The 11,842-nt window shown below is 71.5% G+C and carries 9 protein-coding genes; 4 read left to right on the forward strand and 5 right to left on the reverse strand.

Going from position 1 to position 11,842, the window contains the following annotated elements:
- The first annotated feature begins 196 nt into the window (after positions 1 to 196).
- Positions 197 to 3,376, forward strand: coding sequence for a M20/M25/M40 family metallo-hydrolase (locus tag ACIG3E_RS32400; RefSeq protein WP_399623127.1), 3,180 nt, complete (start codon positions 197 to 199; stop codon positions 3,374 to 3,376).
- A gap of 88 nt (positions 3,377 to 3,464) precedes the next feature.
- Here ACIG3E_RS32400 and ACIG3E_RS32405 read toward each other — a convergent pair whose 3' ends face one another.
- Positions 3,465 to 3,881 (reverse strand): cold-shock protein, encoded by a 417-nt coding sequence (locus ACIG3E_RS32405; RefSeq protein WP_399623139.1) that lies wholly within the window; start codon positions 3,879 to 3,881, stop codon positions 3,465 to 3,467.
- A 130-nt stretch (positions 3,882 to 4,011) separates the two neighbouring features.
- Positions 4,012 to 5,736, reverse strand: coding sequence for a flavin monoamine oxidase family protein (locus ACIG3E_RS32410; protein ID WP_399623128.1), 1,725 nt, complete (start codon positions 5,734 to 5,736; stop codon positions 4,012 to 4,014).
- Between the two features lie 77 nt (positions 5,737 to 5,813).
- On the opposite strand from ACIG3E_RS32410, the gene ACIG3E_RS32415 reads away from it, so the two are divergent.
- Positions 5,814 to 6,557 (forward strand): hypothetical protein, encoded by a 744-nt coding sequence (locus tag ACIG3E_RS32415; protein ID WP_399623129.1) that lies wholly within the window; start codon positions 5,814 to 5,816, stop codon positions 6,555 to 6,557.
- Positions 6,558 to 6,692: 135 nt separating this feature from the next.
- Positions 6,693 to 6,974: a DUF5988 family protein gene (locus ACIG3E_RS32420; RefSeq protein ID WP_399623130.1), complete on the forward strand. Its 282-nt coding sequence runs from the start codon at positions 6,693 to 6,695 to the stop codon at positions 6,972 to 6,974.
- A 79-nt stretch (positions 6,975 to 7,053) separates the two neighbouring features.
- On the opposite strand, the gene ACIG3E_RS32425 is transcribed toward ACIG3E_RS32420, so the two are convergent.
- The 3 genes from ACIG3E_RS32425 to ACIG3E_RS32435 all read right to left on the reverse strand — a co-directional run bounded on the left by ACIG3E_RS32425 (position 7,054) and on the right by ACIG3E_RS32435 (position 11,434).
- A complete protein-coding gene (locus ACIG3E_RS32425) occupies positions 7,054 to 9,264 on the reverse strand; it encodes an MMPL family transporter (RefSeq protein ID WP_399623131.1) in 2,211 nt (736 codons plus the stop codon).
- Positions 9,265 to 9,332: 68 nt separating this feature from the next.
- Positions 9,333 to 10,907: a PH domain-containing protein gene (locus tag ACIG3E_RS32430; RefSeq protein ID WP_399623132.1), complete on the reverse strand. Its 1,575-nt coding sequence runs from the start codon at positions 10,905 to 10,907 to the stop codon at positions 9,333 to 9,335.
- The gene (locus ACIG3E_RS32435) at positions 10,904 to 11,434 is read right to left on the reverse strand and encodes a PH domain-containing protein (protein WP_399623133.1); all 531 of its coding nucleotides are present in this window, start codon (positions 11,432 to 11,434) and stop codon (positions 10,904 to 10,906) included. Before ACIG3E_RS32435 ends, ACIG3E_RS32430 begins: the two co-directional genes overlap by 4 nt.
- Before the next feature lie 196 nt (positions 11,435 to 11,630).
- Here ACIG3E_RS32435 and ACIG3E_RS32440 point away from each other — a divergent pair.
- Positions 11,631 to 11,842, forward strand: a 212-nt coding sequence (locus tag ACIG3E_RS32440; protein ID WP_361847717.1) for a hypothetical protein, incomplete at its 3' end; no start/stop codon positions are given.

The raw sequence follows: 11,842 nt of genomic DNA on the forward strand, positions 1-11,842 counted from the left end.
GCCAGTTCTTGACAGGACGTGCCGGGCGCCCGGAATCCATTGACCGCGGCCCGGGCCGGTGTGAGGGTTCCGCCAGCCATGGGGGTGTCATGTCAATGTCAGTTCAAATGCGGAGCAGCGGGCAGGACCGCGGGAACCGACGCTGACATGCCCCCCTGGCCCAGCGGAGCCTCAACACCTCTCACAAGGAGCCGTGATGCTCAGAAGATCCGCAGCGGCCGGGATAACCCTGGCCATGGCACTCGCGGGGGTGGTGGCACCGGCGTCCTTCGCCTCGGCCGCGCCGCCCGCGGGCAAGCCCGACCCGCGCGCGAAGGCCGTCGCCGCCGCCGACCAGGCGACGCGCAGCGGCCTGGACTCGCTGGCGAAGGGGCCCCAGGAGCAGTACGACCGGCACCAGGTCGTCCCCTGGGGCAAGGGCCTGTACTCCGTCGCGTACGAGCGCACCTACCGCGGTCTGCCGGTGGTCGGCGGTGACGCGGTGGTCCTCGCCGACGGCAAGGGCAAGGTCCGGTCCGTGCACTCCGCCACCGACGCGAGGATCTCGGTCACCACCCGGGCCAAGGTGAAGGCCGCACGGGCGGCCAGGACCAGCCGCGCCAAGCTGGCGTCGGTCAAGAAGGTCACCTCCCAGCGCCTGGTGGTCCGGGTCAGGAAGGACACCCCCGCGCTCGCCTGGGAGACCGTGCTCACCGGCACGACCAAGGCGGGTGACCCCAGCCGGCTGCACGTCTTCGTCAACGCGCTCACCGGCAAGGTCGTCGACACCTACGACGACGTGCGCGCGGGCACCGGCCGCAGCAAGTGGAACGGCCCCAACCCGCTGACCATCGACACCTCGCGCTCGGGCAACAACTACGTGCTGCGCGACACCACACGTCCCGGCCTGCAGTGTTCGGACTACAGCGGCGGTCTGTTCACCAAGGCCACCGACGACTGGGGCACCGGCAACCCCACCAGCCGGGAGACCGGGTGCGTGGACGTGATGTTCGCCGCGCAGAAGCAGTGGAACATGTTCAAGGAGTGGTTCGGCCGCAACGGTCACGACGGCAACGGCCGCAGCTGGCCGGTGCGCGTGGGCCTCAACGAGCTCAACGCCTACTGGGACGGCTCCTCCGTCACCATCGGCCACAACAGCGCCAACGAGTGGATCGCCGGCATGGACGTCGTCGCCCACGAGTTCGGCCACGGCCTGGACTCCAACACCCCGGGCGGGGCGAACCACGAGAGCGGCCTCGGCGAGGCCACCGGCGACATCATGGGCGCCCTGACCGAGGCGTACGTCAACGAGCCCGCTCCCTACGACACACCCGACTACACCGTCGGGGAAATGGTCAACCTGCAGGGCCGCGGGCCGATCCGCAACATGTACGACCCGAGCCGGATCAACAACGACCCCAACTGCTACTCCTCCTCGATCCCCAACACCGAGGAGCACAAGGCGGCCGGGCCGATGAACCACTGGTTCTACCTGCTCGCCGAGGGCTCGAACCCCGGCGGCGGCAAGCCCACCAGCCCCACCTGCAACAGCAAGCAGGTGACCGGCGTGGGCTTCAAGAACGCGGGCAAGATCTTCTACGACGCCATGCTGCTCAAGACCAGCGGCATGACGTACAAGCGCTACCGCACCGCCACGCTGACCTCGGCGAAGGCCCTGGACTCCAGCTGCGACCTGTTCAACGCCACCAAGGCCGCCTGGGACGCCATCAGCATCCCGGCCCAGACCGGTGACCCGACCTGTGAGGGCCAGCAGAACGACTTCTCCCTCGGCCTCAACCCGGCCTCGGGGAAGGTCGAGGCGGGCGCCTCGACCACCGCCACGGTCACCACCACGACCGTCACCGGCAGCCCCCAGCAGATCTCGCTGACCGCCACCGGCGCGCCGACGGGCGTGAGCGTCTCCTTCGACCCGTCCACCGTCACCTCGGGCGCCAACTCCACCCTGAAGATCGCCACCACCTCGTCCGCCGCGGCCGGAACGTACCCGATCACCGTCACGGGCACCGCTGGCACCAAGACCCACACCGCCCAGTACACGCTGACGGTGGGCGGCGGCGGCAATCCGATACCCCCACCGGACATCGACGTCGCCAAGGTGCAGGCGCATCTGGCGCAGCTCAACACCATCGCCTCGCAGAACGGCGGCAACCGCCGCTCCACCGGCGCCGGTTACCGCGCCTCCCTCGCCTACGTCAAGGGCAAGCTGGAGGCCGCCGGGTACCAGGTCACCGAGCAGGCCTGCGCCTCCGGCTGCTCCGCGGGCGCGGGCAACAACCTGATCGCCGAGTGGCCGCAGGGCAACGCGGACAACGTCTACATGTTCGGCGCGCACCTCGACGGCGTGTCCGCCGGGCCCGGCATCAACGACAACGGCTCCGGCTCCGCCGCGATCCTGGAGGCGGCCCTCGCCCTGGCGCAGAACAACCCCACCATGAAGAACCGCGTCCGCTTCGCCTGGTGGACCGACGAGGAGCAGGGCCTGAACGGCTCCGACTACTACGCCAGGTCCCTCAACGGCACCGAGCGCGCCAAGATCAAGGCGTACTACAACTTCGACATGGTCGGCTCGGTCAACGCCGGGTACTTCATCAACAACCTGAACTCGGCGGCCTCGGCCCCGATGAAGGAGTACTGGACGTCCCTCAACCTCGCCCCGCAGGAGAACGTCGAGGGACAGGGCCGGTCGGACGACTCCTCCTTCCAGCAGGTCGGCATCGCCACCTCCGGCTACGCCACCGGCGCCTCGGCCACGAAGTCCGCAGCCGAGGCCGCGAAGTGGGGCGGCACCGCGGGCCGCGCCTACGACCCCTGCTACCACTCCAGCTGTGACACCACCGCCAACATCGGGGCGACCGCCCTCGACCGCAGCTCGGACGGTGTGGCCTACACGATCTGGAAGACCGCCGTGGGCGACAAGCCCGCCCCCACGGACGACTTCTCCCTCACGGCCAACCCGGGCGCGGGCACGGTCGAGCCGGGTTCCTCCGCGAAGGTCACCGTCGCCACGACCACGACCAGCGGAAACGCCCAGCAGGTGAAGCTCTCGGCCTCGGGCGCCCCGGCAGGGGTGAGTGTCACCTTCAGCCCGGAGTCGGTCACCTCGGGTGAGTCCGCCACCGCCACCGTCGAGGTCGCCACGGGCACGGTCGGCGGTACGTACAACCTGACCTTCACGGGTACCGGGCAGGTCAGCCACACCACCACGTACACCCTCACCGTGCCGGGCGGCGGCGAGACCACCTGGCAGCTGGGAGCCACCTACGCGGCCGGGGACATCGTCACCTACGAAGGTGTCCGCTACCGCTGCATCCAGGGTCACACCGCCTACCCGGGCTGGGAGCCGCCGAACGTTCCCGCCCTGTGGGAGGCCATCTGACCATCAGCCGTGACCGGTAGCCCCGGCTCGGGGCTCCGGTGACGTGACGAGGGCGGTGGGGTGCGCGCACCCCACCGCCCTCCGCCGACTAGGAGGCGACCCAGCCGTGGTCCTGCGCCAGTTCGAGCACGCAGGCCCGCACGCGCTTGATCTGGTCGCCGGTCAGCGAGCCGACCGAGTCGAGCAGCGCCTCCGTCAGCTCCTGGGTGAACTCCTCGGCCGGGGAGACCTCCCCGTCGCCGGTCGCGGCGGCGGGCCGGGCCGCGAGGCCGCCGCGCGGGAGCTGGTGGGAGGTGGACTGGTGGACCAGGCGGATGTTCGACGCCTTGGGCCCCTTGTCCCCCCTCTCCATGAAGAACTCGACCACGCTGCCCTCTTGGTAGAGGTACTTCTCGCCCACGAGGTCGTTCGCGTGCATGAAGACGTCCTCGTCGCCCGTGTCGGGAGCGATGAATCCATAGCCGCGGACCTCGTCGAACCGCAGGACCTTCCCCACCGTCAGCACACCCATGCCACCACACCTCGCCACAACCGCACGGCAGGCACCCGCCCCTGTGCGGGCCCCACCGATGTCCGAATCTCTACCGGGAACCTACCGTGCCCGGTGTCCGGCCGCCCAGGCCGCCCCCTGCCGCTCAGTGGTCGCCCCGTTCCCCGGCGAGCTCGCGCAGCACCTCCTCCGCGCAGGAGACGACTCCCTCGATCGAGCCGGGGTCGGGCGTCCAGCAGTCGCTGACGAGGTGCACCGCCTCGCCGGGCAGGGGGCGGCGCACCCGGGGCGCCACGGTGTCGGGGTCGCGTCCGGGCCGCCACACGTGCCAGGCCCCGTCGTGCGGCGGCCGGTTCCAGTCCTGCCAGCGGGCGAGCAGCGGCGCGGGGAGCCCGGGCAGGCCGTGCACGCGCGCGACGAGGCGGTGGGCCCGCTCGACCGTGGCCGCGCCGGGGACGGGGGCGCCGGGGTCGGGCGCGCCCACGGGGGTCCCCGTGGCGGCGGCCCGCGCCTCGGCGGAGGTCCACCAGGCGGTGGCGGGCCCGCTGGGATACGCGGCGAGGAGCAGCGCCGGGCCGTCGCCGCGGGCGGCCGCGGGCGGCGGGCAGGTGCCCCCGTACCAGAGCTGGCGCAGCGGCAGGTCCGTGGTGGCGCGGCCGCGCGTCATGCCGAGGCGGCGCCACCACGCCGTCTCGTACAGCAGGAACAGCTTGTGCGCGGGCACGGCCTCGACCGCTTCGAGGTCCGCGCGGAGCCGGGGGGTGAAGGGCAGCCCGTCCTGGGCGAGGCGGAGCAGTGGCCCCGGCGGCAGGGCGAGCAGGACGGTGCGCGCGTGGACGCGCAGGTGCTCCCCGGTGGCGCGGCCCCGCGGGTCCTCCAGGGCGAACGTGAGCCGGTAGCGGGGCGGGGGCTCGCCGCGCCCGGTCGCCGCGCGGGCCGCCTCCGGCTCCGCGCGGTCGACGCGCAGGAGCCGGTGCCCCAGCCGCAGGCTGCCGCCGGCCGCGGTGAAGCGGTCGCACAGGGCGCGGGGCAGGCGCTGCATGCCGTGCCGCAGCGTCACGTACTCGGCGTCGGGCGGGGTGCGGAACAGCAGGCCGAGCTGTTCGGCGGCGTTCTCACCGCTGGTGCCCACGTCGTAGCCGCCGGTGTCGTGCAGGAGCGCCACGGCTTCGGCGCCGAGGACCGCGCGCAGGGCGTCGGCGTAGGTCGCCCGCCGCAGCGGGAGCCCGCCGACGGCCGCCGTGTCCCGCCGGGCGCGGAACGCGGCGGCCGTGCGCGCGGCCCGCCGCGCGTCGCCCCGCGCGAGCGCCTCGTGGTGGGTGCGGCGCAGCTCGGTGAAGCCGGGCACGAGGGCGTCGGCCGCGTGCCGCACGAGGTCCTCGGGGCCGCGGCCGCGTTCCCCCTCCTCCAGGTCGTAGGGGATCCTCGCGGGGTCGGCGAGCTGGTGCTGACGCAGGGTCACCCCGCGGACGTGGACGAGGTTCTCGGGGCGCCCGAAGTCGAAGGGCACGAGGTCGCCCGCGAGTCCGGCCCGGGCCACGACGTCGAGGACCCGTCGCAGACCGCGGTGCAGGCGCATCGCGCCGAGGTCGGCGACCGGGGCCTCGCTCCCCTGCCCCATGCGCACCGTCCACAGCCGTCCGCCCACCCGGTGGGTGCGCTCGAAGAGCGCCACCTGGCCGCTTCCGGGATGCCTGGCCGATTCCTTACGGCGGGTGAGCCGTTCGGCCAGGAAACAGCCGCCGATTCCGGCTCCGACTATCGCGGTGTCGAGTAACGGAAGGTCGCGTTGCGGCTCTTGAACGGGCGTCACCGTGTTTGCCCTTGCATGGTTTACCGCACTCTGCTCGTGATCTACAGTCGCGCTCACGCAGACGTCTTAGCACATTCGGGTTCCCCGGTGTTCCGCGAATCCGAAAGCACCGCCTCAGCGTTGGAGAGGTACCCATGATCTTCCGTAAAGAAGTCGCCGCCGAAACCGCGCACGCCTACGACACGTTGTCCGCCTACTTCCAGGACGTACGGTCGTTCTTCGAAGTCCTCAGCGTGCGGTTCAGCCTGCCCGAGTACGGTGTGCGCCTTCGGCCCATAGCCGGGAACGAACTGTTCTCGAACGCCAACAGCTATCTGCTCTCCGACGACAGCTCCTATCCGTACTACCTGTGGCTGCCCAGCTGGCTGGGGCGCTTCTACATCGACGCGGACCGGATCGCGGACGGCGGGCGCGCCGACGACGTGAGCACCGCGCACGCGCGCCACATCGCCTTCGTCTGGCCGTGGCTCGGCTTCAACGACGCGTACGTCAAGGACACCGGGGAGCCCGAGTGTTGGTTCGGCGTGGCGGACCCCCGGCCGCAGGACCCGCACGAGACGGTCCGCACCACGGCGCAGAGCCTGTTCAACTACTTCCGCCTGGAGCACACCCTCGACGGCGAGCACCACGGCTGGCTGACCGGCCACTTCACGCCCCATCCCGAGGTCGGCTGCAACCTCACGGGCCGCTGGCACCTGCGCCGCGTCCCCCTGTCGGCGCTCACGACCTACTACGAGGTCGAGAAGAACGTCATCCAGCCGCTGGGCGAGAAGTTCACCGAGCTCTCGGCGGCCCCCGCCACCCAGCAGCCGCACCGGCCGAAGCTGAACGGGCGGCAGCCGCACCCGGAGCAGGTCCCGGTCACTGTGCGTTCGTGAACGCTTGAGGCCCATCCCCCAGGCGCATAGGGGTCATTGAGGGGTGCCGGAGGGCTTTCCGAGGACCGCGTGGCCGCAGAACAATCACTCCGAGTCCGAGGTGCCAGTCCGAGGTGCCAAGACGAGAGGTGACCCATGCGAGGAATCGACCGCAGCAGCTCCGCCATCACAGTGAACCCCGTCCACCTCGAAGGCGGCCCGAGCACTCTTTCCGGAACCGTCGTCCTCGCCGAGCTCCATGACGTGATCTGCTCCCCCGAGAAGGTCAAGATTCGACACGGAAACGGCTATGAGCACTACGAGTTCATCGACGCTCCGGCCGCGTCGGACGGGGCCCAGGTGAATTCCCCGGCGTACGACGGGGATTCCGGCCCGCGGAAACTGCGCTGGGTGGGCCGCACGAAAATCGCGGAGTAATCCGTCCGCCTGATCCCCCACGGAAATCGGGCCCCACCGCCTCGGCGGTGGGGCCCGATTTCCGTGCGGCGCGACCGGATCAGTCGCGGCGGCCGTGCGGCGGGTACTGCGCGTACGGCGAGCCGCCCTGGGCGGGCACCGGCTGCTGGTAGCCGTCGTGCGGGGGCGCGTTCCGGTGCGGGGGCGCGTTCCGGTGCGGGGCGTTCGGGGTGATCCGGCGCGGCCACCAGGCGGCCCGGCCGAACAGGGCGGTGAGGGCGGGCGTGAAGAACATCGCCATCACGAAGGCCGAGATCATGATGCCGAAGGCGACCGCGAAGCCGATCTGGGCGAGCGAGACGTCACTGGCGAGCAGCATCGAGGCGAACGTGCCCGCGAGGATCACACCGGCCGCGGCCACCGTCGGACCCGCGTGCTGGATGCTCTTGGCGGTGGCCTCCCGCGGGCCGAGGCCTTCCTTCGCCTCTTCCCGCAGCCGCGCGACCATCAGGATGTTGTAGTCGGTGCCGATGGCGACGACGAACAAGTACATGATGACCGGCAGGAAGAAGGTCAGGCCCGACTGGCCCTCGATCTGCTGGAAGAGGATCACGCTCGCGCCGAGCGTGGCGCCGAAGCCGAGCGCGACCGAGACCATCAGATAGATCGGGGCGACGACGCTGCGCAGCAGCAGGCCGAGGATGAGCATGATGAGCGCGGCCGCGGTCGGGAAGACCACCGAGAAGTCCCGGTTGACCGCCTTGTTGATGTCGACGAACACCGAGGTGACGCCGCCCACCTTGGTCTCGGTGCCGGGCGGGGCCTGTTCGTGGGCGGTGGTGCGCAGCGGGCCGCGCACGATGTCCATGGCCTCGCGGCCGTTGGGGTCCATCGTCAGGACGGCGTTGAACTCGGCGGTCCTGCCGTCCTTGCTGAGCTGGGAGCGCGAGGCGTCACCGACGCCCTTGACCTGCTTGAGCTCGGCGACGAAGGCCTTCATGTCGGCCTCCTGGAGCTTCTGCCCGTTCGTGGAGCGCATCAGGACGGTGCTGGGGTTGGTGCTGCCCGCGGGCAGGTCCTTGCTCATGGCGTGCAGGGCGACCTGCGACTCCTTCTTGGAGTTCTCGTCCTCCTGGCTGGCGAACGTCGGCTTGTAGCCGAGGGCGCCGAGGGCGAGGACGACCATGAGGAGCCCGGAGCCGACCACGAACCGGCCGGGGCGGCGGGCCACGGACCGGCCGAGGGCGCCGAACCGGGCCGCGCGCGGCTCCCGCTGCCAGGACTTGGACGGCCAGAACACCTTGGTGCCCATGAGGGAGATGATCGCCGGGATCAGCGTCAGGCAGGCGATCAGGGTCACGCCGATGGCGATGGCGAGCGCCGGGCCCATCGAGACCAGGAAGCTGAGCGAGGAGAGCAGCAGCGCGAGGAAGCAGACGATGACGGCGCCCGCGGCCGACGCGATGGCCTCGCCGACGCGGCCGACGGCCGAGATCATGGCGGTCTTCGGGTCCTCGCCGAGCCGCAGCCGCTCCCGGTAGCGGAACATCAGGAACAGGATGTAGTCCGTTCCGACGCCGAAGAGCACCACGATGAGCAGCGACGACACCGAACTGTCGGCCTTGAGGTGGAACACCTTGGCGCAGGTGGCGATGAGGCCGTTGGCGACCTGCGAGACCAGCGTGATCCCGACGATGGTGAGGACGGTGATCGTCGGGCTGCGGAAGATGATCGTCATCAGGACGATGATCAGCCCGATGGTGCCGAGGAAGATCAGCGAGTCGGCCTCCTTGGAGGCTTCCTCGTTGTCCAGCTGGGTGGCCGCGTCACCGGTGACGCCCGCCTTCAGACCCGAGTCGGCGACCAGCGGCTTCAGGTCGTCGCGCATGTCCTCGACCGCGTGCTGCTGGCCCTTGTCGCCCGCCTTCACGTCGGCCATCGACACCATCACCGTCTGCACCTTCTTGTGCGGTGACGGCGGCGCGGTGATGACCTGCTCCACCTTCTCGTACTTCTTGGCCTTCAGGGCCTTGCCGACCTTGTCGACCTTCGCGGAGTCGGCGGCGGTCAGCGCCTTGCCGTCCTCGCGCGTGAACACCACGATCGCCGAGGGGCTGAAGCCCTTGGGGAACGCGTTCTCCTGGATCTTCTGGGCCTGGATCGACTCGTAGTGCTTGGGAAGGAACTCTGCTTGGTCGGATGTGGTGGTCAGCGACGGCGCGAAGCCGATCACGGCCGCCCCGGCGATGAGCCAGGTGATGATCACCAGCCACCGGTGGCCGACGACGAAACGTCCTAGGGCTTTGAACACGGTTCCTTCCTCCACTCCGGATCACTCCGGAGTACTTGGTCTTCTGCTCTTCCAGGGGGGCTTGGGGGTCACCCGGCGGGCGGCGGCTCGGGCGCGCAAAAGGGGGCGACGAGTCCGGGCAGCGCCGCCTCCGCGAAGCACAGCCCGTCGCGCACGTCCACGTCACGGATCCGGACGGCGCCCTTCCCGGCGGCCGTCGTGGCCGTCAGCGTGAACAGTCCGGCTCGGCGCTGGCCGTAGGACTGTCTGCCGGTGAAGCCGACGATCCGGTCGCGCCGCAGCGCCACCGTGCGGCGCACGAACGTGCCGTGCCGTACGACGATGTAGTCGCCGCTCAGGGCGTGGCCGAGGCCGCGGTAGGCGTCCCGCGCAAGGAGGTAGCCGAAGGCCGCGGTGAGCGGCGCGGCCGCGGCACCGCTCCACCAGGGCAGGAGTCCGGCCGCCGTCCCGGCCCCGGCCAGGGCGGCCGCCGCGGCCGGGGCCAGCAGGCAGCCGCGCACCAGGCGGCGGCGCAGCGCGGGCCGGGGGTGGCCGCGCAGCTCCGCTCGTGCGATCGGCGACGACACCTCGTTCAGTACGTCGGCCGTCACCTGGTGCGCGGAGTCCAGGGGCGCGGGCGGCAGGAGCTGCGCCGGGCCCGCGAAGCGGTGCGCGGGCCCGCCGAGGCCGGTGGCCAGGAGGGTGAGCCGGGCGGCGGCGACGGCGCGCAGCGGCAGCGGCTGGCTCAGCTCCACGCCGCAGACGCGCCGCTCGGCCACGGACACCGAACGGGAGGTGAGCAGGCCCCGCATGAGGTGCAGGGAGCCTTCCGGCTCCCGCTCGATGCGGTGGCCGTACCACGCCTCGGCGAAGGACACGAGGGAGCCCGCGACCCCGATGGCCAGGAGCACGGCCGCCACGACGGCGACGGCCACCGCGAGGGGCAGCGCGTCGAGCCGCTCCCAGGTGTCCCGTGCGACACGGCTGTCGGTGAGGTCGAGCCCGAGGGTGTCCAGGAGCTTGGATGCGCCGGTGACCACGGCCAGGACTCCGGCGAGGCTGGTGACGGTGAGCGGCGCGTACCGGGCCCAGGACCAGTTCAGCCGCGCGAGCGGCACCGGCAGCGCGGGGGCCGCGTCCGTGCCGCCGCCCGGCCCGCCGCGGTTCAGGAGCAGCGCCCGGAACCGCACGGCCTGGGTGCGCGAGATGCCGTCGAGGACCAGCTCGTCGTCCTCGCTCTTGCCGGTGTGCTGCCCCGTGCCGACCCTGACGGCCGCGAGGCCGAAGAGCCGGTGCACGGGGTTGGCGGTCAGGTCGGCGCTGCGGACGCGGTCGCGCGGTATCGACTTGTCGGTACGGAACAGCAGGCCGGAGTGGAGCTCGACCTCGCCGTCGGTGATGCGGAAGCGGGTGGTCCGGTAGCGGACCCACTCGTGTCCCGCCTGCACGGCGGCGACCACGATGTAGGAGCCGAGCACGATCCACCCGTGCGTGTTGAGCAGGTCACGGGCCAGGAACATGGTGCCGAGCAGGGCGGCCGCCGGGCCCGCGAGCCAGCTGACGCTCACCACGACCATGCGCGGGTGCAGGCGCTGCCACGGCGGCTGTGCCACCGGGGTGCGGGGCGGGCTCGGCACGTCGGGCCCCTTCGTCGCCGTCGTCACGTGCCGTCCTCGTGCAGGGCGCGGACGCGCTCGGTGAGGTCGCGGACCATGGCGGTCGCGAGCGTGTCGTCCAGGCCCGCGATGGTGACCGGGCCCGCCGCCGACGCGGTCGTCACGGTCACCGCGGACAGGCCGAACAGCTGCATGAGCGGGCCGCGCTTGGTGTCCAGGGTCTGGATGCGGGTGAACGGCACGACGCGCCACTCCCGTACGAGCCAGCCCGACGCGGCGCACACCGCGGCGTCACCGGCCTCCCAGCGGTGCACGCGGTAGCGGTACCAGGGGGTGAGCAGCGCGTAGCCGACGCCGAGGGGGCACGCGGCCGCGAACACGGGCCACAGCCACGACGGCGCGTCGGGGAGCAGCGCCAGGCCCGCGAGCGCGGCCAGGACCGGCACGACGACCAGCACGTTCTGCGTCGTCCACCAGTAGACGGCGCGGCGGTCCAGGCGGCGGCCCGGCCGCGGCGCGCCCAGCGCCCGCGGCACGTCGGGCGCCGGCACCGGCTGCCGCGTCTCGTGTGGCACTGCTCCTCCGCCCGGTCGGCTGTCGTGATGGCACCAGCCAAACAAGCGGGGCGGCGGAGCAGGCAGAGCGGTTCGTGTGGAGTGGAAGCGACCAAGGTTGCAACTTCGGCGGTGCGCTACCCACTTTCGTACGCTCCCATGTGTCCTATGGACCACATGTGCGTGTGCGGCGCGGGGGCGCCGTTAGGGTGACCGCGTGATAGGGCCGATTCGATGGTTGGGCCGCAGCGCCGTTCAGGACACCATCCTCGTCGCCGCACTCATCGCACTCAACGTCTTCGTCGCCTTCTGGAGCGGCTTTCCCCGGGAGGATCATCCGCGGTTTGGGCCGTGGGCGGGGTTGGGGTTGCAGGTGGTTGTGGTGGTGGTGTTGGTGGTGCGGCGGGTGTGGCCGTTGTTGGTGTTGGG

Source organism: Streptomyces sp. NPDC053474 (genome assembly GCF_044544845.1).
In the GTDB taxonomy this organism is placed as follows: domain Bacteria; phylum Actinomycetota; class Actinomycetes; order Streptomycetales; family Streptomycetaceae; genus Streptomyces.

What these genes read in the sequence shown, in the direction of transcription:
- ACIG3E_RS32415 (WP_399623129.1), top strand. Translation starts at nt 5,814, where the DNA reads ATGATCTTCCGTAAAGAAGTCGCCGCCGAAACCGCGCACGCCTACGAC.
- ACIG3E_RS32400 (WP_399623127.1), top strand. Translation starts at nt 197, where the DNA reads ATGCTCAGAAGATCCGCAGCGGCCGGGATAACCCTGGCCATGGCACTC.
- ACIG3E_RS32420 (WP_399623130.1), top strand. Translation starts at nt 6,693, where the DNA reads ATGCGAGGAATCGACCGCAGCAGCTCCGCCATCACAGTGAACCCCGTC.